Annotated in this window: 26 protein-coding genes; 21 read left to right on the top strand and 5 right to left on the bottom strand. The window is 53.2% G+C overall.

What is annotated here, in order from left to right:
- Positions 1-12 precede the first annotated feature (12 nt).
- The 4 genes from fliD (at position 13) to amyA (ending at position 3,766) form a co-directional block, all read left to right on the top strand.
- Complete coding sequence (fliD, locus tag KQJ19_RS00130) at positions 13-1,416, top strand: flagellar filament capping protein FliD (protein WP_043016777.1); 1,404 nt, start codon at positions 13-15, stop codon at positions 1,414-1,416.
- Positions 1,417-1,431: 15 nt separating this feature from the next.
- Positions 1,432-1,839 (top strand): flagellar export chaperone FliS, encoded by a 408-nt coding sequence (fliS, locus tag KQJ19_RS00125; protein ID WP_043016778.1) that lies wholly within the window; start codon positions 1,432-1,434, stop codon positions 1,837-1,839.
- Positions 1,839-2,210, top strand: a complete 372-nt coding sequence (fliT, locus tag KQJ19_RS00120; protein ID WP_003030458.1) for a flagella biosynthesis regulatory protein FliT — start codon at positions 1,839-1,841, stop codon at positions 2,208-2,210. Before fliS ends, fliT begins: the two co-directional genes overlap by 1 nt.
- A 68-nt stretch (positions 2,211-2,278) precedes the next feature.
- Positions 2,279-3,766, top strand: coding sequence for an alpha-amylase (gene amyA, locus KQJ19_RS00115; RefSeq protein ID WP_016156839.1), 1,488 nt, complete (start codon positions 2,279-2,281; stop codon positions 3,764-3,766).
- Positions 3,767-3,806: 40 nt separating this feature from the next.
- Here the strand turns inward: amyA and yedD are convergent, their stop codons facing one another.
- Complete coding sequence (yedD, locus tag KQJ19_RS00110) at positions 3,807-4,220, bottom strand: lipoprotein YedD (protein WP_016153484.1); 414 nt, start codon at positions 4,218-4,220, stop codon at positions 3,807-3,809.
- A gap of 128 nt (positions 4,221-4,348) precedes the next feature.
- Here yedD and yedE point away from each other — a divergent pair, with 128 nt between their 5' ends.
- Together yedE and yedF are read left to right on the top strand one after the other, a co-directional pair.
- Entirely contained in the window at positions 4,349-5,611 is a 1,263-nt protein-coding gene (gene yedE, locus KQJ19_RS00105) for a selenium metabolism membrane protein YedE/FdhT (RefSeq protein WP_323667576.1), read from the top strand.
- On the top strand, positions 5,608-5,841 hold the full coding sequence (gene yedF, locus KQJ19_RS00100; protein ID WP_000790504.1) for a sulfurtransferase-like selenium metabolism protein YedF: 234 nt from the start codon (positions 5,608-5,610) through the stop codon (positions 5,839-5,841). The genes yedE and yedF overlap by 4 nt, the downstream gene beginning before the upstream one ends.
- Positions 5,842-5,886: 45 nt before the next feature.
- Here the strand turns inward: yedF and fliE are convergent, their stop codons facing one another.
- Complete coding sequence (gene fliE, locus KQJ19_RS00095) at positions 5,887-6,201, bottom strand: flagellar hook-basal body complex protein FliE (protein WP_016153486.1); 315 nt, start codon at positions 6,199-6,201, stop codon at positions 5,887-5,889.
- 216 nt (positions 6,202-6,417) lie between these two features.
- On the opposite strand from fliE, the gene fliF reads away from it, so the two are divergent.
- From fliF to rcsA, 14 genes are all read left to right on the top strand, one after another.
- On the top strand, positions 6,418-8,100 hold the full coding sequence (gene fliF, locus KQJ19_RS00090) for a flagellar basal-body MS-ring/collar protein FliF (protein ID WP_153690261.1): 1,683 nt from the start codon (positions 6,418-6,420) through the stop codon (positions 8,098-8,100).
- On the top strand, positions 8,093-9,088 hold the full coding sequence (fliG, locus tag KQJ19_RS00085) for a flagellar motor switch protein FliG (RefSeq protein ID WP_016153488.1): 996 nt from the start codon (positions 8,093-8,095) through the stop codon (positions 9,086-9,088). The genes fliF and fliG overlap by 8 nt, the downstream gene beginning before the upstream one ends.
- A complete protein-coding gene (gene fliH / locus KQJ19_RS00080; protein WP_046274966.1) occupies positions 9,081-9,788 on the top strand; it encodes a flagellar assembly protein FliH in 708 nt (235 codons plus the stop codon). Before fliG ends, fliH begins: the two co-directional genes overlap by 8 nt.
- Positions 9,788-11,158 carry a flagellar protein export ATPase FliI gene (gene fliI / locus KQJ19_RS00075; RefSeq protein ID WP_016153490.1) on the top strand — a complete coding sequence of 457 codons (1,371 nt, stop codon included), beginning with the start codon at positions 9,788-9,790 and terminating at the stop codon, positions 11,156-11,158. The genes fliH and fliI overlap by 1 nt, the downstream gene beginning before the upstream one ends.
- Before the next feature lie 21 nt (positions 11,159-11,179).
- A complete protein-coding gene (fliJ, locus tag KQJ19_RS00070) occupies positions 11,180-11,623 on the top strand; it encodes a flagellar export protein FliJ (RefSeq protein WP_016153491.1) in 444 nt (147 codons plus the stop codon).
- Positions 11,620-12,834 (top strand): flagellar hook length control protein FliK, encoded by a 1,215-nt coding sequence (gene fliK, locus KQJ19_RS00065; RefSeq protein WP_216403203.1) that lies wholly within the window; start codon positions 11,620-11,622, stop codon positions 12,832-12,834. Before fliJ ends, fliK begins: the two co-directional genes overlap by 4 nt.
- 104 nt (positions 12,835-12,938) lie before the next feature.
- The gene (gene fliL / locus KQJ19_RS00060) at positions 12,939-13,406 is read left to right on the top strand and encodes a flagellar basal body-associated protein FliL (RefSeq protein ID WP_016153493.1); all 468 of its coding nucleotides are present in this window, start codon (positions 12,939-12,941) and stop codon (positions 13,404-13,406) included.
- A gap of 4 nt (positions 13,407-13,410) precedes the next feature.
- Positions 13,411-14,415: a flagellar motor switch protein FliM gene (gene fliM, locus KQJ19_RS00055; protein WP_003030434.1), complete on the top strand. Its 1,005-nt coding sequence runs from the start codon at positions 13,411-13,413 to the stop codon at positions 14,413-14,415.
- Complete coding sequence (gene fliN / locus KQJ19_RS00050) at positions 14,412-14,825, top strand: flagellar motor switch protein FliN (protein ID WP_003030433.1); 414 nt, start codon at positions 14,412-14,414, stop codon at positions 14,823-14,825. The genes fliM and fliN overlap by 4 nt, the downstream gene beginning before the upstream one ends.
- A complete protein-coding gene (fliO, locus tag KQJ19_RS00045; RefSeq protein ID WP_103766440.1) occupies positions 14,825-15,202 on the top strand; it encodes a flagellar biosynthetic protein FliO in 378 nt (125 codons plus the stop codon). Before fliN ends, fliO begins: the two co-directional genes overlap by 1 nt.
- Entirely contained in the window at positions 15,202-15,939 is a 738-nt protein-coding gene (fliP, locus tag KQJ19_RS00040) for a flagellar type III secretion system pore protein FliP (protein ID WP_006684053.1), read from the top strand. The genes fliO and fliP overlap by 1 nt, the downstream gene beginning before the upstream one ends.
- 9 nt (positions 15,940-15,948) lie before the next feature.
- Positions 15,949-16,218: a flagellar biosynthesis protein FliQ gene (gene fliQ, locus KQJ19_RS00035; RefSeq protein ID WP_003030425.1), complete on the top strand. Its 270-nt coding sequence runs from the start codon at positions 15,949-15,951 to the stop codon at positions 16,216-16,218.
- 8 nt (positions 16,219-16,226) lie between these two features.
- Complete coding sequence (fliR, locus tag KQJ19_RS00030) at positions 16,227-17,012, top strand: flagellar biosynthetic protein FliR (protein WP_019077076.1); 786 nt, start codon at positions 16,227-16,229, stop codon at positions 17,010-17,012.
- Positions 17,013-17,301: 289 nt separating this feature from the next.
- Positions 17,302-17,925, top strand: coding sequence for a transcriptional regulator RcsA (gene rcsA, locus KQJ19_RS00025; protein ID WP_016153497.1), 624 nt, complete (start codon positions 17,302-17,304; stop codon positions 17,923-17,925).
- 54 nt (positions 17,926-17,979) lie between these two features.
- Here rcsA and dsrB read toward each other — a convergent pair whose 3' ends face one another.
- The gene (gene dsrB / locus KQJ19_RS00020) at positions 17,980-18,168 is read right to left on the bottom strand and encodes a protein DsrB (protein WP_003030419.1); all 189 of its coding nucleotides are present in this window, start codon (positions 18,166-18,168) and stop codon (positions 17,980-17,982) included.
- A 163-nt stretch (positions 18,169-18,331) separates the two neighbouring features.
- On the opposite strand from dsrB, the gene yodD reads away from it, so the two are divergent.
- A complete protein-coding gene (gene yodD, locus KQJ19_RS00015) occupies positions 18,332-18,559 on the top strand; it encodes a YodD family peroxide/acid resistance protein (RefSeq protein WP_003030417.1) in 228 nt (75 codons plus the stop codon).
- 206 nt (positions 18,560-18,765) lie between these two features.
- Here the strand turns inward: yodD and KQJ19_RS00010 are convergent, their stop codons facing one another.
- Positions 18,766-18,948 carry a DUF2158 domain-containing protein gene (locus KQJ19_RS00010; RefSeq protein ID WP_016153498.1) on the bottom strand — a complete coding sequence of 61 codons (183 nt, stop codon included), beginning with the start codon at positions 18,946-18,948 and terminating at the stop codon, positions 18,766-18,768.
- A 77-nt stretch (positions 18,949-19,025) separates the two neighbouring features.
- The coding region (locus KQJ19_RS00005; RefSeq protein WP_216403202.1) for a DUF808 family protein at positions 19,026-19,679 on the bottom strand (654 nt) is incomplete at its 5' end.

The raw sequence follows: 19,679 nt of genomic DNA, 5'->3' as shown, positions 1-19,679 counted from the left end.
AAGGAATTAGGCATGCCTTCATTTACATCACTGGGCGTTGGTTCGAACTTACCGCTGGATACATTGCTGACAAACTTAACCACTGCTGAGAAAAAGCGTTTAACGCCGATTACTCAGCAGCAGAGCGCTAACACCTCGCGTCTGACCGCGTATGGCACGCTAAAAAGTGCATTAGAAAAATTTCAGACTGCGAATACCGCACTGAACAATGCCGATCTGTTTAAAAGCACCACTGCCACCAGCAGCACAGAAGATTTAAAAGTCAGCACCACCGCGGGCGCTGCTCCAGGGAAATACACCGTCAGCGTCACTCAACTGGCGCAGGCACAGTCATTATCGACTACGGCGAAAATTACCTCGACTAAAGAGCAGTTGGGCGATACCAGCGTCGATGAACGTACGATTACGATTTCGCAACCGGGCCGTAAAGAGCCACTGGAAATCAAATTAGGCAAAGGCGAAACCTCACTGGAAGATATTCGCGATGCCATAAATGATGCCGACAGCGGTATTTCCGCAAGTCTGGTGAAGGTTAAAGAAGACGACTACCAGTTGGTGTTAACCGCAGAAAGCGGCACTGAAAGTGAAATGACCATCTCGGTGTCCAACGACGCAAAACTGAGCGATTTACTGTCCTATGACAGCAAAGCCGGCAGCGGGAAAATGAAACAGCTGGTCGGGGCGCAAAATGCGCAATTGACGGTCAACGGCATTGATATTGAACGTCAAAGCAATACCGTAACTGACGCTCCACAGGGCATCACGCTCCAGCTGACCAAAGAAGTAAAAGATGCGTCTATCACGGTAACAAAAAGTGATGAAAAGGCCACTACGGCGATCAAGGCCTGGGTAGAAGCCTATAACTCACTGGTGGATACCTTTGGCACGCTGACGAAATATAAAGAAGTTGAACCGGGTGAAGCGGCCAGCGCCGATAACGGCGCGTTGCTGGGCGATAGCGTTCTCCGTACCATTCAAAACGGCATTCGTGCGCCATTTGCTAACAGCGGCAGCGAATCCCCGTTTAAAACCATGTCTGAGATTGGCATTACACAGGACGGTGGTACCGGCAAGTTAAAAATCGATGAAGAAAAGCTGGCTAAGGCACTGAAAGATAATACCGCTGCCACTCGCGAACTGCTGGTTGGCGATGGCAAAGAGACCGGTATTACCACTAAGATTGCCACCGAAGTAAAAAGCTATCTGGCCGATGACGGCATTATCGATAATGCGCAAGACAATATTAACGCCAACCTAAAGCTGCTGACTAAACAGTATCTGACCGTCAGCAACAGTATTGATGAAGTCGTTGCTCGTTATAAAGCCCAGTTTACCCAACTGGATTCCATGATGAGTAAGCTGAACAGCACCAGTACGTATTTGGGTCAACAATTTTCAGCGATGAATAATTCCTGATAACACGAGGTAAGCATGTATACCGCGAGCGGTACCAAAGCCTATGCACAGGTCAGCGTGGAAAGCGCCGTAATGAGCGCCAATCCACATCAGCTGATTGAAATGTTGTTTGATGGTGCGAACAGCGCCCTGGTGCGCGCTCGCCTGTTTATGCAGCAGGGTGATATCGTCGCCAAAGGTGAAGCGTTAAGTAAAGCCATCAATATTATTGATAATGGCCTGAAAGCCGGCCTGGACCACGAAAAAGGGGGAGAACTCGCCACCCATCTCTCTTCATTGTATGACTATATGGTTCGCCGCTTACTGCACGCTAATCTGAATAATGATTGTCAAGCCATTGAAGAAGTCGAAGGGTTACTCGGCAACATTGCGGATGCCTGGAAACAGATCTCACCGAACGCGTCGTCCCAGGAGTCTCGTTAATGACCTCAGCCGTGGAGTTTATCAACCGTTGGCAGCGCATCGCGCTACTCAGTCACTCGCTGCTGGAACTGGCGCAGCGCGGTGAATGGGACCTTTTACTGGAACAGGAAGTTACCTATCTGCAAAGTATTGAAGTGGTCATGGAAGAGCAAACTCCACCAGGCATTACGCGAAGTATTCAGGATTTAGTGGCTGGGTACATTAAACAGACGCTGGACAACGAACAACTGCTCAAAACATTGTTGCAGCAGCGTCTGGATGAACTCAGCAATCTCATCGGTCAGTCGACGCGCCAAAAGACGCTAAATAACGCTTATGGCCGTCTTTCCGGCATGCTGTTAGTTCCCGACGCCCCCACTGCCCCACAATAATTTCCCGTCTCGTCTGAATAATCTTCCATACTCCAGAGGTCGGCCAAACGACTTCTGGAGCACGGAAGATGAAAAATCCCACGTTATTGCAGTATTTTCACTGGTATTACCCCGAGGGCGGTCAACTCTGGCCCGAACTTGCCGAACGCGCAGGTGGACTCAATGACATCGGCATCAATATGGTGTGGTTACCTCCCGCTTATAAAGGCGCATCCGGCGGCTATTCCGTTGGCTACGACTCCTACGATCTGTTTGATCTGGGCGAATTCGACCAAAAGGGAACCATCGCTACCAAATATGGCGATAAAAACCAGCTGCTGGCGGCGATAGACGCGCTAAAACACAATGATATTGCCGTACTGCTCGACGTGGTGGTTAACCACAAAATGGGCGCAGATGAGAAAGAGAATATTCGTGTCCAGCGGGTTAACGCCGAGGATCGCACGCAAATAGACGATGAGATCGTCGAATGCGAAGGCTGGACGCGCTACACCTTCCCTGCCCGCGCAGGCCAGTACTCGCAATTCATTTGGGATTTTAAATGCTTCAGCGGTATTGACCATATCGAAAATCCAACCGAAGACGGCATTTTTAAAATCGTGAACGACTACACCGGCGAAGGCTGGAACGATCAGGTTGATGATGAGTTGGGTAATTTTGATTATCTGATGGGCGAAAACATCGATTTTCGCAATCACGCGGTCACCGAAGAGATCAAATACTGGGCGCGTTGGGTGATGGAGCAAACCCAGTGTGACGGCTTTCGGTTAGATGCCGTGAAACATATTCCGGCATGGTTTTATAAAGAGTGGATTGAGCATGTGCAGGAAGTCGCCCCCAAGCCGCTGTTTATCGTCGCGGAATACTGGTCGCATGAAGTCGACAAGCTGCAAACCTACATTAATCAGGTGGAGGGGAAAACCATGCTATTCGACGCCCCTTTGCAGATGAAATTCCACGAGGCCTCTCGTCAGGGACGCGATTACGACATGAGTCAGATTTTCACCGACACCCTGGTGGAAGCCGATCCGTTTCATGCCGTCACGCTGGTCGCCAATCACGACACTCAGCCCTTGCAGGCGCTGGAAGCCCCTGTCGAGCCGTGGTTTAAGCCGCTGGCCTATGCGCTGATCCTGTTGCGCGAAAACGGCGTGCCGTCAGTGTTTTATCCTGACCTCTACGGGGCGCATTACGAAGACACCGGGGGAGATGGCGAAACCTATCCTATCGACATGCCGATCATTGAACAGCTTGATGAACTGATCCTCGCGCGCCAGCGCTTCGCGCACGGGGTACAGACGCTCTTTTTCGATCACCCTAACTGTATCGCTTTTAGCCGCAGCGGAACGGACGAGGATCCCGGCTGTGTGGTTGTTTTGTCTAACGGCGATGACGGGGAAAAGACCATCAATCTCGGTGCGAATTACGGGAATAAAACCTGGCGCGACTATCTGGGAAATCGCGAAGAAAGCGTAGTCACCGATGAAAACGGTGAAGCGACGTTTTATTGTAACGGCGGTAGCGTCAGCGTGTGGGTGATTGAAGACGTGTTATAAAATTCAACCCCGGTGGCCGTTGGCTACCGGGGCGTATAGCTTATGGCAGTGGCGTGGCCAGCGGCGTTTTCTTTAACGCGTCAGCACATTCCTGCGTCGGGCGGTCGACCCGCTGCAGCGTCATACCGTCATATTCCAGCGTATTGCCTTCACGCTCAATCTCATACAGCTCGCGTTTCACCGTCACGTTGGTGAGATCGCCAGAGATCATCGTCAGTTTCCCCGGCAGCGCGATCACTCGCTGCCACTGGCGACAATCCAGCGTGTCGCCCTCTTTTGTTACCACCAGGCTGGCAATCGCTTCCGGGCTCACCAGACTGCGTTGCGGACCTTTTGACTGCCAGTATCCTTCCAGACCGGCTGGCGCTGGCGTTTTCACCACGTCGTTATAATTTTCTACTTCGGCGCATCCGGTAAGCGCCAGAAATACAGCAACGATTGCTAATTTTTTCATCATTCATCCTGCATGCGAAGAAAATGGGATTGTGGCATTAAAGGCCTGATGTCGCCAGCCTTTCGGCAGGGTTGAGAAAGATTGATCCAGACGGTGTTACCTCTTATTACTCATAGTCAAAAATTCTGATCGGTGTAGTATCCACACTTCTTGTTACATACCTTCTGAGTTCAGAGGCACAACGCATGTCATGGCAACACTTCAAACAGGCCTGGTTAATTAAATTTTGGGCCCCCGCCCCTGCGGTCATCGCAGCGGGTATTCTCTCTACCTACTATTTCGGCATTACGGGAACCTTCTGGGCCGTTACCGGCGAATTCACTCGCTGGGGTGGTCAAATCCTGCAACTGTTTGGCGTTCACGCCGAAGAATGGGGATACTACAAGCTGATCCATCTCGAAGGCTCACCCCTGACCCGCATTGACGGCATGATGATCCTCGGTATGTTCGGGGGCTGTTTTGCTGCCGCATTGTGGGCAAACAACGTCAAATTACGCATGCCGCGCAGTCGGGTGCGCATTATGCAGGCGATTGTCGGCGGGATGATTGCCGGATTCGGCGCCCGGCTGGCAATGGGCTGTAACCTGGCCGCATTCTTCACCGGTATTCCACAGTTCTCGCTACACGCCTGGTTTTTCGCCCTGGCAACGGCTATTGGCTCATGGTTTGGCGCACGCTTTACCCTGCTGCCGATGTTTCGTATTCCGGTTAAAATGCAGAAAGTCTCCGCCGCTTCTCCGTTAACGCAAAAGCCAGATCAGGCCCGTCGCCGTTTCCGCCTCGGCATGCTGGTGTTTATCGCCATGATCGGCTGGGCGCTACTCACTGCGATGGATAAGCCCAAACTTGGTTTGGCCATGCTGTTCGGCGTTGGGTTCGGGCTGCTGATTGAACGGGCGCAAATCTGCTTCACCTCCGCCTTCCGCGACCTGTGGATTTCCGGTCGCACCCATATGGCGAAAGCGATCATCTTCGGGATGGCGGTCAGCGCCATCGGTATCTTTAGCTACGTACAACTGGGCGTCGAGCCTAAAATCATGTGGGCAGGTCCGAATGCGGTGATCGGCGGCTTGCTGTTCGGCTTCGGCATTGTTCTGGCGGGCGGGTGTGAAACGGGCTGGATGTACCGCGCCGTTGAAGGCCAGGTGCATTACTGGTGGGTGGGTCTGGGCAACGTTATTGGCTCGACCATTCTGGCCTACTACTGGGATGATTTTGCTCCCGCGCTTGCCACCAATTGGGACAAAGTGAATCTGCTCAACACCTTCGGCCCGCTCGGTGGCCTGCTGGTAACCTATCTGCTGTTATTTACCGCGCTGATGCTCATCATCGGCTGGGAAAAACGCTTCTTCCGTCGCGCTGGGCTGACGCCTGCCAAGGAGTCTGTATGAAAAATATCGTGCCTGATTATCGCCTCGATATGGTCGGCGAGCCGTGTCCGTATCCGGCTGTCGCCACACTGGAAGCGATGCCGCAATTGAAGAAAGGTGAGATTCTGGAAGTGGTGAGCGATTGCCCGCAGTCAATCAACAATATTCCACTGGATGCGCGTAATCACGGCTATACGGTGCTGGATATTCAGCAGGATGGTCCAACGATTCGTTATTTAATTCAGAAGTAATGCGATTCTCCCGTTGCCCGACGCAGCGGGAGAATGTTCGGCTTGCTACACCTGCATCGACATCACTTCCTGATACGCCGACACCAGTTTGTTGCGCACCTGGATCCCCATCTGCATCGATACCGACGCTTTTTGCATATCGGTCATCACATCGTTCAGCGCAATACCCGGTTCACCGAGGGTAAATTTCTCAGCCTGCACACGGGACGCGGTTTGTACATCGCTGATCCTGTCTAACGCCGCATGCAGTTGACCGGCAAAGCTCACGGTCGGTTGTGGCTGCATATCCTGCATTTTTGCTGACATCGCCGTGGTCTGTAGCTGGCTGATGACCCCTTCAATCCCCTGTATTGCCGACATTCTGATCCCCTGGATAATTTTTTACGTAGTTGAGATTACCAGTTAGTCAATAAGATAAAGGCGTTAAATAACGATAAAAAACCACGGTTTTTAACGCATAGAAAAATTCGAAACCGCAAATAATGAGACCGTCAATTTTTCGAGTTTGCTGACCCGGGAGTGAGTCTTGTTCCACTTTGCAAAAAACGCCGTCCACGATAAGCTACGAGGTGCGAGATGAGTGCGACAGCATCGACTGCAACCCAGCTTAAACCTCTCGAGTGGTTAAACCGCCTGCGCGCGAATCCCAGAATTCCTCTGATTGTGGCGGGAGCTGCTGCCGTCGCGATCATCGTGGCGATGGTCCTGTGGGCCAAAGCACCTGACTACCGCACGCTGTTCAGCAATCTTTCCGATCAGGATGGTGGCGCGATCGTCACCCAACTGACGCAGATGAACGTTCCCTACCGTTTTACTGAGGGAAGCGGCGCCATTGAAGTTCCTGCCGATAAAGTCCACGAACTGCGTTTACGCCTGGCGCAGCAAGGTCTGCCCAAAGGCGGCGCGGTGGGTTTTGAACTGCTGGATCAGGAAAAGTTTGGTATCAGCCAGTTTAGCGAGCAGGTCAACTACCAGCGCGCGCTGGAAGGTGAATTAGCCCGTACGATTGAAACGTTGGGACCGGTAAAACGCGCCCGCGTGCATCTGGCTATGCCGAAACCGTCGCTGTTTGTGCGTGAGCAAAAAGCGCCTTCAGCCTCCGTCACCGTCAACCTGGAACCGGGTCGCGCGCTGGATGAAGGTCAGATCAGTGCGGTCACGCATCTGGTTTCCAGCGCTGTTGCAGGCTTGCCGCCGGGCAACGTTACGCTGGTCGACCAGGCGGGTCATCTGTTAACCCAGTCGAATACCAGTAGCCGCGATCTTAACGATGCGCAGCTGAAATACGCCAGCGACGTCGAAGGCCGCGTTCAGCGCCGTATCGAATCAATTCTGTCGCCGATTGTCGGCAACGGTAACGTACATGCGCAGGTCACCGCGCAGCTGGATTTTGCCAACAAAGAGCAAACCGAAGAACAGTACCGTCCAAACGGTGATGAGTCCCAGGCCGTGCTGCGTTCTCGTCAGTTGAACGTCAGTGAGCAGGTCGGTAGCGGAGCACCAGGCGGCGTCCCGGGCGCGTTGTCAAATCAGCCCGCTCCGGCAAATACTGCGCCAATCGCCAACCCACCCGCTAATCAGCAAAACGCGCAAAATACGCAAAACGCACAGACGGCGAATAACAGTAATAATGCCGGCCCGCGCAATACTCAGCGCAATGAAACCAGCAACTATGAAGTTGACCGCACCATTCGCCATACCAAAATGAACGTTGGCGATGTGCAGCGTCTCTCGGTGGCTGTCGTGGTCAACTACAAAACGTTACCAGACGGCAAACCGTTGCCGTTAACCACCGAGCAGATGAAACAGATTGAGGATCTAACCCGCGAAGCGATGGGATTCTCCGACAAGCGTGGCGATACCCTGAACGTGGTGAACTCTCCCTTCACGGCGACCGACGATTCCATAGGCGAGCTACCGTTCTGGAAACAGCCGTTCTTTATTGATCAGTTAATGTCCGCAGGTCGTTGGTTGCTGGTTCTGTTGGTGGCGTGGATCCTGTGGCGGAAAGCCGTTCGTCCGCAGTTGGTCCGTCGCAGCGAAGAAGCGAAAGCCGTACAAGAACAAACGCGTGTCCGTCAGGAAACCGAAGAAGCGGTAGAAGTTCGCCTCAGCAAAGACGAACAAACCCAGCAGCGTCGTACTAATCAGCGTCTGGGAGCAGAAGTCATGAGTCAGCGTATTCGTGAAATGTCAGATAACGATCCGCGCGTCGTGGCGCTGGTCATTCGCCAGTGGATGAGCAACGATCATGAGTAATCTTACCGGTACCGATAAAAGCGTCATCCTGCTGATGACCATTGGCGAAGATCGCGCGGCGGAGGTGTTTAAGCACCTTTCCACGCGCGAAGTTCAGGCGCTCAGTACGGCGATGGCGAATGTACGCCAGATTTCCAACAAGCAGTTGACGGAAGTGCTGGCGGAATTTGAACAAGAAGCCGAACAGTTTGCCGCGCTGAATATCAACGCCAACGAATATCTGCGCTCCGTGCTGGTGAAAGCGCTGGGCGAAGAACGTGCCTCCAGTCTGCTGGAAGATATTCTGGAAACCCGCGATACCACCAGCGGCATTGAAACGCTTAACTTTATGGAGCCGCAAAGCGCCGCCGACCTTATCCGCGACGAGCATCCGCAGATTATCGCCACCATTCTGGTGCACCTCAAGCGGGGCCAGGCTGCCGATATTCTGGCACTGTTCGACGAGCGTTTACGTCACGACGTGATGCTGCGTATCGCCACTTTTGGCGGCGTACAGCCTGCCGCGCTGGCAGAACTGACCGAGGTTCTCAACGGCCTGCTCGATGGCCAGAACCTCAAGCGCAGCAAAATGGGCGGCGTGAGAACGGCGGCAGAAATTATCAACCTGATGAAAACCCAGCAGGAAGAAGCGGTTATTACCGCCGTACGCGAATTCGACGGCGAGCTGGCGCAGAAAATTATCGACGAGATGTTCCTGTTCGAGAACCTGGTGGATGTCGACGATCGCAGTATCCAGCGCCTGCTGCAGGAAGTGGATTCCGAATCGTTGCTGATTGCCTTGAAAGGTGCCGAACAGCCGCTGCGCGAGAAGTTCCTGCGCAACATGTCGCAACGTGCTGCCGATATTCTGCGCGACGACCTCGCCAACCGCGGTCCGGTGCGTTTGTCGCAGGTGGAAAACGAACAGAAAGCCATTCTGCTTATTGTGCGTCGTCTGGCGGAAACCGGCGAGATGGTGATAGGCAGCGGCGAGGATACCTATGTCTAACGAACTGCCGTGGAAAGTCTGGACCCCGGACGACCTCGCCCCACCGATGGCGGAGTTCGTCCTGGCTGACCACAGCGAAACCCCGCTGTCAGAAGAAACAGAAGAACCAGAGCTTTCCGCAGAGCAACAGCTTGAACAGCAACTCGCACAGCTGCAACTGCAGGCCCATGAGCAAGGTTATAACGCGGGTCTGGCGGAAGGTCGACAAAAAGGCCACGAACAAGGTTATCAGGAAGGCCTGAGTCAGGGGCTGGAGCAAGGCCAGAACCAGGCGCGCGCTCAGCATGCGCCGATCCATGCCCGCATGCAGCAACTGGTGAGCGAGTTTCAGAATACGCTGGACGCGCTGGACAGCGTCATTGCCTCGCGTCTGATGCAAATGGCGCTGGAAGCTGCGCGTCAGGTTATTGGCCAGACGCCTATTGTGGATAACGCTGCGCTGATTAAACAAATCCAACAGCTGTTACAGCAAGAACCGCTGTTTAGCGGTAAACCGCAGCTACGCGTACATCCGGACGATCTCCAGCGTGTAGAGGAGATGCTCGGTGCGACCCTCAGCCTGCACGGCTGGCGGCTGCGCGGCGATCCGACGCTGCATCACGGCGGCTGTAAAGTCTCTGCCGATGAAGGCGATCTGGATGCCAGCGTCGCCACGCGCTGGCAAGAACTCTGCCGTCTGGCAGCGCCGGGAGTCGTGTAATGACCACTCGCCTGACTCGCTGGCTCAACACGCTGGACAGCTTCGAAGAGAAAATGTCGCTGCTGCCTGCGGTGCGCCGTTACGGTCGCCTGACCCGCGCCACTGGGCTGGTGTTGGAGGCCACGGGATTACAGTTGCCGCTGGGCGCCACCTGCGTTATTGAACGCCAGGACGGCAACGAAACCCAGGAGGTCGAAAGTGAAGTCGTGGGCTTTAACGGTCAGCGTCTGTTTCTGATGCCCCTCGAAGAGGTTGAAGGCGTTCTGCCCGGCGCACGCGTGTACGCAAAAAACATTGCCGGAGAAGGTCTGCAAAGCGGGAAGCAATTACCGCTTGGCCCTGCATTGCTGGGTCGTGTGCTTGACGGTAGCGGAAAACCGCTCGACGGTCTGCCCGCCCCGGATACCACCGAAACCGGGGCGCTGATTACGCCGCCGTTTAACCCGCTACAACGCACCGCGATTGAACACGTCCTGGATACCGGCGTACGCCCCATCAACGCGTTGTTAACCGTCGGTCGCGGTCAGCGTATGGGACTTTTCGCTGGCTCCGGTGTCGGTAAAAGCGTTCTGCTCGGCATGATGGCGCGCTATACCCAGGCCGATGTTATCGTCGTAGGTCTGATTGGCGAACGTGGCCGCGAAGTTAAAGATTTTATTGAAAATATCCTCGGTACCGACGGTCGTGCACGCTCGGTGGTGATTGCTGCTCCCGCAGATGTCTCGCCGCTGTTACGTATGCAAGGCGCGGCCTATGCCACGCGTATCGCCGAAGATTTTCGCGATCGTGGACAGCACGTATTGCTGATTATGGATTCCCTCACCCGCTACGCGATGGCACAACGTGAGATCGCGCTGGCGATCGGAGAGCCGCCGGCAACGAAAGGTTATCCCCCCTCAGTATTCGCCAAATTACCGGCGCTGGTCGAACGTGCCGGGAACGGTATTCACGGCGGCGGTTCCGTTACCGCGTTTTACACGGTACTGACCGAAGGTGACGACCAGCAGGACCCCATTGCGGATTCCGCGCGCGCGATTCTGGACGGCCACATTGTGCTGTCCCGTCATCTGGCCGAAGCGGGTCACTATCCGGCCATCGATATTGAAGCTTCGATCAGCCGCGCCATGACCGCGCTCATTAGTGAACAACACTATGCGCGGGTACGTAACTTTAAACAGCTGCTATCCAGCTTCCAGCGCAACCGCGATCTGGTCAGCGTGGGGGCGTATGCCAAAGGCAGCGATCCCATGCTGGATAAAGCCATCGCCCTATGGCCACAACTGGAAGCATTCTTACAGCAAGGCATTTTTGAACGAGCGGACTGGGAAGATTCTCTGCACGCGTTAGAACTGATTTTCCCTGGTGTGTGAGTAAGCAGGAGAGCATAGGTCATGGCACAACATGGTGCATTAGCCACACTGAAAGACCTGGCTGAAAAAGAGGTAGATGACGCCGCTGTCTTATTGGGAGAGATGCGTCGTGGCTGTCAGCAGGCGGAAGAGCAGTTGAAAATGCTGATCGATTATCAGCATGAGTACCGCAACAATCTGAACAGTGACATGGGTCAGGGTATTACCAGTAATCGCTGGATCAATTACCAACAATTTATTCAGACGCTGGAAAAAGCGATTGAGCAACACCGCCAACAGCTCAATCAGTGGACGCAGAAAGTAGACCAGGCATTGAACAGTTGGCGCGACAAAAAACAACGTTTACAGGCGTGGCAGACTCTGCAGGACAGACAAACCTCGGCGGCGTTACTGGCCGAAAACCGCCTGGATCAGAAAAAAATGGATGAATTTGCTCAGCGCGCAGCTATGAGGAAACCCGAATGATTACTTTACCCCAACTGATTACCACCGACACCGACGTAGCCGCAGGTCTTCAGTCAGGCAAAGCGGTTGATTCACCCGAGGATTTTTTAGCGCTGCTGGCGGGTGCATTAGGTGCGGACAACGCGCAGGGTAAAGACGCCCCGCTGTCGTTTGCCGACTTACAGGCGGCCGGTAGCAAACTGCAAAAAGGGTTATTGCAAAAAAATGGCGATTCAGCACCGTCGCTCAAGTTGACCGAACTACTGGCGCAAAAAGAGATGCACACTGATGCTTCTCTTGTCGACATGACAGACGCTCAGCAACTTTTGTCTGCCCTCACGCCCTCACTGAAAGTTAATGCCCTGACGACTCTGGGCAAAGTCGCTCAGCAGGATGAAAAAAACACCGCAATGAGCGATGAGGATCTCGCCAACCTGAGCGCGTTGTTCGCCATGCTGCCAGGACAACCGCAGACCACGCCTGCCGTCGACAGCGCGCCAGCCCCCGTTGATGCAACGCTTTCGGCGTTGTCACGAGGCTCGGTACACAGCGCTATCGCCGATAATGCTGGCGAATTGCTGCCAGGTGATGCCAAAAAAGGCAAAGCGGATATTGCAACGCCTGCCAGCAGCGTAGATCAGACAAACAATCCGACATTAACCCCGTTGACGGCAGCGGCGACGACCAGAGCGAAAATTGAAAGCTCCCCTTCGCCGACCAGCATTGGCATGACGACGGCGCCGTTAAGTGGCCCGCAGTCCCACGCTCAGCCGTTACCGACCGCCGCACCTGTGTTAAGCGCGCCATTGGGTAGCCAGGAATGGCAGCAATCACTGAGCCAGCACGTCACCCTGTTTACTCGCCAGGGCCAGCAAAGCGCAGAACTGCGTCTGCATCCACAGGATCTGGGCCAGGTGCACATTTCCCTCAAGCTGGATGACAACCTCGCGCAGTTGCAAATGGTATCGCCACACAGTCACGTGCGCGCAGCGCTGGAAGCTGCATTACCGATGCTGCGTACGCAGTTGGCTGAAAGCGGTATCCAGCTTGGACAAAGCAGTATCAGTAGTGAAAGCTTTGCCGGTAATCAGCAGTCTTCCGGGCAGCAACAGCAGGCGGGTCGCGCTCAGGGACAAGACATTTTTGCCGCTGAAGATGACGCCGTACTGGCAGCCCCAGCCTCACTGCAAGCCGCAGCACGCGGTGATGGAGCAGTAGACATCTTCGCCTAACGCCAGAGGTAGCATGATTATCCGCGTCTTTTCCACGCTTTGTCGTGGACAGGACACGGGATAATCAGCCCATAAGCTGTACCGAAACAGGAAGCCCGTATCTGATGACTGACTCCGCGATTAACAAAAAAAGTAAACGCGCTATTTGGATCCCTCTGCTGGTATTGATTACCCTCGCCGCCTGCGCAACTGCGGGTTATAGCTACTGGCGCATGCAGCAGCAGCCGTCCGCCAGCGTCAAAGCGGAACCGGCTCCACCGCCAGCCCCGGTATTCTTTGCGCTGGATACCTTTACCGTCAATCTGGGTGATGCGGACCGTGTACTGTATATCGGTATCACGCTGCGCATGAAAGACGAGGCAACGCGTTCACGTCTTAACGAATATCTGCCGGAAGTGCGCAGCCGCTTGCTGCTGCTGTTCTCTCGTCAGAACGCGGCTACGCTCGCCACCGAAGAAGGTAAGCAACAGCTCATTGCCGCCATCAAAGAGACGCTCGCGACTCCGCTCGTTGTTGGACAACCCAAACAGGTTGTCACCGACGTTCTTTATACAGCTTTTATTCTGCGGTAAAGACATGGGCGACAGTATTCTTTCTCAGGCTGAAATCGACGCATTGCTTAATGGCGATAGCGAAACTAAAGACGAACCCATTTCCGGTATCGCAAAAGAAAGCGATATTCGTCCTTACGATCCCAACACCCAGCGCCGCGTGGTACGTGAGCGTTTACAGGCGCTGGAGATCATTAACGAACGCTTCGCGCGCCAGTTCCGTATGGGGTTATTTAACCTGTTGCGCCGTAGCCCGGATATTACCGTGGGTGCGATCCGTATCCAGCCATACCACGAGTTTGCGCGCAACTTACCGGTTCCCACCAACCTGAACTTAATCCACCTGAAGCCGCTGCGCGGTACGGGTCTGGTGGTGTTCTCACCGAGTCTGGTATTTATCGCCGTCGATAACCTGTTCGGCGGTGATGGCCGCTTCCCGACGAAAGTGGAAGGCCGTGAATTTACCCATACCGAACAGCGCGTTATCAACCGCATGCTGAAGCTGGCGCTGGAAAGCTACAGCGACGCGTGGAAGGCCATCAATCCACTGGAAGTGGAATACGTTCGTTCTGAGATGCAGGTGAAATTTACCAATATCACCACGTCTCCTAACGACATCGTGGTCAATACCCCATTCCACGTTGAAATTGGCAACCTGACCGGTGAATTTAACATCTGTCTGCCATTCAGCATGATTGAACCGTTGCGTGAGCTGCTGGTGAACCCGCCGCTGGAAAACTCACGTAATGAAGATCAGAACTGGCGCAATAATCTGGTGCGTCAGGTTCAGCATTCTGAGCTGGAGCTGGTGGCAAACTTTGCTGACATTCCGCTGCGGCTATCCCAGATTTTAAAACTGAAACCCGGCGATGTACTGCCGATTGAAAAACCCGACCGCATTATTGCTCATGTGGACGGCGTGCCTGTACTGACCAGCCAGTATGGCACGGTGAACGGTCAGTATGCGTTACGCGTAGAACATCTGATAAACCCGATTTTGAATTCGCTGAATGAGGAACAGCCCAAATGAGTGATATGAATAATCCGTCCGATGAGAACACTGGTGCATTGGACGATCTGTGGGCTGACGCGTTAAACGAGCAAAAAACCACGCCCACCAAAAGTGCGGCCGATGCGGTATTCCAGCAGTTAGGTGGCGGCGACGTCAGCGGTGCCTTGCAAGACATCGACCTGATCATGGACATTCCGGTCAAACTGACCGTCGAATTGGGCCGAACCCGCATGACCATCAAAGAGCTGCTGCGTCTGACGCAGGGTTCGGTCGTCGCGTTGGATGGTCTGGCGGGCGAGCCGCTGGATATCCTGATCAACGGTTACCTGATTGCCCAGGGTGAAGTGGTGGTTGTCGCAGACAAATACGGCGTACGTATCACCGACATTATTACCCCATCTGAACGCATGCGCCGTCTGAGCCGTTAATCATGAATACCCAGGCTACAGTTTCTCAGCCAGCCGCCGTACCCGGCTCACCGCTGGTTCAGGTAAGCGGCGCGCTGCTTGGGATCATCGTATTGATCCTGGCTGCAGCCTGGGTGATTAAGCGTATGGGGTTTGCCCCAAAAAGCGCCGGTACGCGCGGACTGAAAGTTGCGGCAAGTACCTCTCTGGGTCCACGTGAGCGCGTGGTGATTGTTGAGGTTGAAGATGCGCGCCTGGTACTGGGCGTCACGGCCTCGCAAATTAACGTGCTGCACACCCTGCCCCCGGTGCCTGCTGATGCAGAAGAAAAACCGGCCTCCCCCGCGGATTTCCAGGCCATGATGAAGAGTTTGCTTAAGCGTCCCGGGAGATCCTGATGCGCCGTTTGTTATCCATCACGCTGGCAGGCTTATGGCTTTTCAGCCCAGTAGCCCTCGCCCAGCTCCCGGGTCTGGTTAGCCAGCCGCTGCCTGGCGGCGGACAAAGCTGGTCTTTGCCCGTGCAAACGCTGGTGTTTATCACCTCGCTGACGTTCCTGCCCGCCATTTTATTGATGATGACCAGCTTCACCCGCATCATCATCGTTTTCGGTCTGTTACGAAATGCGCTGGGAACCCCTTCGGCCCCCCCGAACCAGGTGCTACTGGGCCTGGCGCTATTTTTGACCTTTTTCATCATGTCGCCGGTAATCGACAAAATCTACGTTGACGCATATCAGCCGTTCAGCGAAGAGAAAATCTCTATGCAGGAAGCCATGGAGAAAGGCGCACAGCCGCTGCGCGAGTTTATGCTGCGCCAGACCCGTGAAGCCGATCTGGCACTCTTCGCGCGCTTAGCAAACAGCGGTCCCCTACAGGGACCAGAAGCCGTACCGATGCGGATTTTGCTTCCAGCCTATGTCACCAGCGAGCTGAAAACGGCATTCCAGATAGGGTTTACCATTTTTATTCCGTTTCTGATTATCGACCTGGTCATCGCCAGCGTGCTGATGGCGCTCGGGATGATGATGGTCCCCCCGGCCACGATCGCGCTACCGTTCAAGCTGATGCTGTTTGTGTTGGTAGACGGTTGGCAGTTGCTTGTCGGCTCGCTAGCTCAAAGCTTTTACAGTTAGAGGCGCGAAATGACACCTGAATCGGTCATGATGATGGGCACAGAGGCGATGAAAGTCGCCCTGGCCCTTGCCGCGCCTTTGCTGTTGGTCGCCCTCGTCACAGGTCTTATCATCAGTATTTTGCAGGCGGCGACCCAGATAAACGAAATGACGCTGTCCTTCATTCCCAAAATTGTCGCGGTTTTTATTGCCATCATTGTTGCCGGCCCGTGGATGCTTAACCTGCTGCTCGACTACGTGCGTACGCTGTTCAGCAATATCCCCTACATCATCGGATAGATGACATTATGCTGCAGGTGACCAGCGTTGAGTGGCTTCACTGGCTGAATCTTTACTTCTGGCCTTTGCTGCGCATCCTGGCGCTCATCTCAACGGCTCCAATTCTCAGCGAGCGCGCGATCCCCAAACGAGTAAAACTGGGGCTGGGGTTAATGATAACCGTCGTTATCGCTCCGTCGATTCCCCCGGTAGACGTCCCTATCTTTTCTATCGGGGCGCTATGGCAGGCAATGCAACAAATCCTGATCGGCATCGCTCTGGGCTTCACTATGCAGTTTGCCTTCGCGGCAGTACGTACCGCCGGGGAATTAATTGGTCTGCAAATGGGTCTCTCCTTCGCAACCTTCTTTGATCCCGGCAGCCGTCTGAATATGCCGGTACTGGCGAGACTGATCGACATGCTCGCCATGCTGTTATTCCTGACTTTTAACGGCCATTTGTGGCTTATTTCGCTGTTGGTGGATACATTTCATACCTTGCCAATCGGCGGCAATCCGGTGAACAGCAATGCGTTTCTCGCGCTGGCGCGGGCGGGTAGCCTGATTTTCCTCAACGGGCTAATGTTGGCCCTGCCGATAATGACGCTGCTACTCACCCTAAACCTCGCACTCGGTCTGTTGAATCGCATGGCTCCTCAACTGTCGATTTTCGTTATCGGTTTTCCACTCACCCTTGCCGTGGGTATTTCATTAATGGCGGCCCTGATGCCATTAATTGCGCCATTCTGCGAGCGATTATTCAGCGAAATTTTTAATTTGTTGGCTGATATTGTCAGCGAAATGCCCGGAAAATAATAACCCTTAATTTTTATCCTGTTTTACTAAGGATTGTCCTAAATTTAAAAAGCGACAACATCCACCAGGATATCTCTGTCGCGGTTTATTTATTATTGACTCACTCACATAACGCAACATTTACTTTACTTTAAGATGTTTCCTGGCAAATTATACGCAACTTTACGGGATAGTAATTTCGCCTGAAAAACAGCGAAAGCGTCATCTTGGGTCGTTATTATTCCGTTTAGTTGTGATGAAAATAATCAGGTAAGGGGAATTATCGTTACGCATTGAGTGAGGGTATGCCATGTCAACGATTATTATGGATTTGTGCAGTTACACCCGGCTAGGGTTGACCGGATATCTGGTAAGTCGGGGGGTGAAGAAAAGGGAAATCAACAACATTTCCAACGTTGAGGAGCTCAGTCTCGCCTGTGTCTCTCAACAGCCCGCTGTGGTGTTTATTAATGAGGACTGCTTTATCCACGATCCTGCTAATAGCCAGCAAATAAAGCAAATCATTAATCAGCATCCTGGCACATTATTTATTGTGTTTATGGCAATTGCCAACGTGCATTTTGATGAGTATCTATTAGTCAGAAAAAATTTATTGATTAGTTCTAAGTCGATTAAACCAGATTCACTGGATGAACTCCTTGGCGATATTCTGAAAAAAGAAGTAGATTTTGTCATTGATGTGAATCTGCCGACATTATCATTGAGCCGTACCGAGTCCAGCATGCTACGCATGTGGATGGAGGGTCAGGGCACAATACAGATATCCGACCAAATGAATATCAAAGCCAAGACCGTGTCATCCCATAAGGGGAATATAAAACGAAAGATAAAGACGCATAATAAGCAAGTTATCTATCACGTTGTGAGACTCACCGATAACGTTACCAATGGTATCTTTGTGAATACGCGCTAACACGTTCTGACTGGTGGCGAATCCACCAGTCAGGATTATGCAGCAAAACTCACCTTATTCTACTTTTTCCACGAAGATACCATCCTGATGACCTGACTCATTAAAGAACCAGATACCGAGCGGGTAGTCTTCCAGCGAAACCAGGTACATGGTGCCTTCACTAAACTCTTCGATAGCCAGTACCACGCCCGGTCGACGAGGACCGCCGTCCGTTTTGACTGTGACCCGATCATTCACCTTCATAGTTTTCCTCCTGTGGCTTTGTGCCAGTGTAGAACAATTTCCTTTTTCTGGCAGCGCCCGGCTCGCGCGATTGCGGGTTTTATCGACGGTCTATACTTAAGTTGTGCGTATCTGATGTTTGGATGCGCTCCCCCGGTATCCTTAACGGTTGAGAGGTATGAGGATGAAAACCGCGAAAGAGTACAGCGATACGGCCAAACGTGAAGTCAGCGTCGATGTGGACGCGCTACTGAAGGCAATCAACGAAATCTGCGAGAGTGAAATTCATCGCAGTCAGGATGACCCTGAACGCGTCAGCGTCGACGGACGTGATTACCACACGTGGCATGAACTGGCCGACGCGTTCGAGCTTGATATCCATGATTTTAGCGTGTCGGAGATCAATCGCTGACTGAGGGCGAAAAAAATCCCGGCCCTTATCGGGTCGGGATCAAGCTTGCTTATGCAAGAAGCACTTGAAAATTCGTTACACCAGGAAATCTGATGTGAAACAAACCTTATCTGCAATTTTTTTGCCTGACAAGTAAATAATTCTCACTAAAATGATAAATATAACTAATGATTGAAAGATCACCCGGTTACGCGCACCCTAGGTGTTCAGGCATCCTGGCAGAGCTTTCTTCGCTCGCCCGGCACCAGTTCATCTTCACGGAATGCTTCCCGTTTGACGCCAAAGCCGTCGTACCAGCGACACTCCACCATTCCGCTGGCATACCCGGTAACGATCATGCGTGGGCCACCCTCTTTGGAGGTGACTTCCTCACTGACAGAAAAGACCATACCTGCCTCCTGTATCAAGAGAAACCTTTACACCTTAGACGACAAAGAAGGGTTTTGCGTAATCAACCCTGCGACAATTAGTGCGAAACTCCGCGCACTCTGGCGACGGTTTTCACCAGCAGCACCACTATTGCGCCAATGATAAATCCGAGCACCAGATTCAGCAGGGTCGGAAGCATCAGCGCAATCAATGCACTTTGCTGTTGGGCAAAATGTTCAATCGCATGATGCAGCGGTGTTATTCCGTGCACCACAATTCCGCCGCCAACCAAAAACATCGCCAGCGTGCCGACCACGGAAAGTGTTTTCATAAGCCAGGGAGCAACGACCAGCAATCCTTTACCCAGCGACTGGGCCAGCGTACTGCGCTTTTCAGCCAACCAGTATCCGATATCATCGAGCTTAACGATAATCCCGACCAGGCCGTAGACTCCCACAGTCACCACTAACGCGATGCCAGATAACACCAACACCTGATTCAACAATGGCGCATCCGCTACAATCCCCAGCGTAATCGCGACAATCTCAGCAGATAAAATAAAGTCGGTTCGTATCGCCCCTTTGATTTTATCTTTCTCAAAGGTGAGTGGATCCTGCGCTGCCAAAGATGTCAGACGCTGCTGACGCTCTTCTGAGGTCTCTTTGTGCTTACGCGCTTCCAGGGTATGGAGAACTTTTTCTACACCTTCAAAACAGAGGAACGCCCCGCCTACCATTAATAAGGGGGTGAT

It is taken from the genome of Citrobacter sp. S46_ASV_140 (assembly GCF_018919545.1).
Taxonomy (GTDB): domain Bacteria; phylum Pseudomonadota; class Gammaproteobacteria; order Enterobacterales; family Enterobacteriaceae; genus Citrobacter; species Citrobacter braakii.
Note: the sequence above shows the minus strand (reverse complement) of the source record. Positions and strands in the feature narration are given on the sequence as shown.

Bases quoted from the DNA above. Each gene is read 5' to 3' on its own strand.
- fliD (WP_043016777.1), top strand. From the start codon at position 13: ATGCCTTCATTTACATCACTGGGCGTTGGTTCGAACTTACCGCTGGAT.
- fliS (WP_043016778.1), top strand. From the start codon at position 1,432: ATGTATACCGCGAGCGGTACCAAAGCCTATGCACAGGTCAGCGTGGAA.
- fliT (WP_003030458.1), top strand. From the start codon at position 1,839: ATGACCTCAGCCGTGGAGTTTATCAACCGTTGGCAGCGCATCGCGCTA.
- amyA (WP_016156839.1), top strand. From the start codon at position 2,279: ATGAAAAATCCCACGTTATTGCAGTATTTTCACTGGTATTACCCCGAG.
- yedD (WP_016153484.1), bottom strand. From the start codon at position 4,220: ATGAAAAAATTAGCAATCGTTGCTGTATTTCTGGCGCTTACCGGATGC.
- yedF (WP_000790504.1), top strand. From the start codon at position 5,608: ATGAAAAATATCGTGCCTGATTATCGCCTCGATATGGTCGGCGAGCCG.
- fliE (WP_016153486.1), bottom strand. From the start codon at position 6,201: ATGTCGGCAATACAGGGGATTGAAGGGGTCATCAGCCAGCTACAGACC.
- fliF (WP_153690261.1), top strand. From the start codon at position 6,418: ATGAGTGCGACAGCATCGACTGCAACCCAGCTTAAACCTCTCGAGTGG.
- fliG (WP_016153488.1), top strand. From the start codon at position 8,093: ATGAGTAATCTTACCGGTACCGATAAAAGCGTCATCCTGCTGATGACC.
- fliH (WP_046274966.1), top strand. From the start codon at position 9,081: ATGTCTAACGAACTGCCGTGGAAAGTCTGGACCCCGGACGACCTCGCC.
- fliI (WP_016153490.1), top strand. From the start codon at position 9,788: ATGACCACTCGCCTGACTCGCTGGCTCAACACGCTGGACAGCTTCGAA.
- fliJ (WP_016153491.1), top strand. From the start codon at position 11,180: ATGGCACAACATGGTGCATTAGCCACACTGAAAGACCTGGCTGAAAAA.
- fliK (WP_216403203.1), top strand. From the start codon at position 11,620: ATGATTACTTTACCCCAACTGATTACCACCGACACCGACGTAGCCGCA.
- fliL (WP_016153493.1), top strand. From the start codon at position 12,939: ATGACTGACTCCGCGATTAACAAAAAAAGTAAACGCGCTATTTGGATC.
- fliM (WP_003030434.1), top strand. From the start codon at position 13,411: ATGGGCGACAGTATTCTTTCTCAGGCTGAAATCGACGCATTGCTTAAT.
- fliN (WP_003030433.1), top strand. From the start codon at position 14,412: ATGAGTGATATGAATAATCCGTCCGATGAGAACACTGGTGCATTGGAC.
- fliP (WP_006684053.1), top strand. From the start codon at position 15,202: ATGCGCCGTTTGTTATCCATCACGCTGGCAGGCTTATGGCTTTTCAGC.
- fliQ (WP_003030425.1), top strand. From the start codon at position 15,949: ATGACACCTGAATCGGTCATGATGATGGGCACAGAGGCGATGAAAGTC.
- fliR (WP_019077076.1), top strand. From the start codon at position 16,227: ATGCTGCAGGTGACCAGCGTTGAGTGGCTTCACTGGCTGAATCTTTAC.
- rcsA (WP_016153497.1), top strand. From the start codon at position 17,302: ATGTCAACGATTATTATGGATTTGTGCAGTTACACCCGGCTAGGGTTG.
- dsrB (WP_003030419.1), bottom strand. From the start codon at position 18,168: ATGAAGGTGAATGATCGGGTCACAGTCAAAACGGACGGCGGTCCTCGT.
- yodD (WP_003030417.1), top strand. From the start codon at position 18,332: ATGAAAACCGCGAAAGAGTACAGCGATACGGCCAAACGTGAAGTCAGC.
- KQJ19_RS00010 (WP_016153498.1), bottom strand. From the start codon at position 18,948: ATGGTCTTTTCTGTCAGTGAGGAAGTCACCTCCAAAGAGGGTGGCCCA.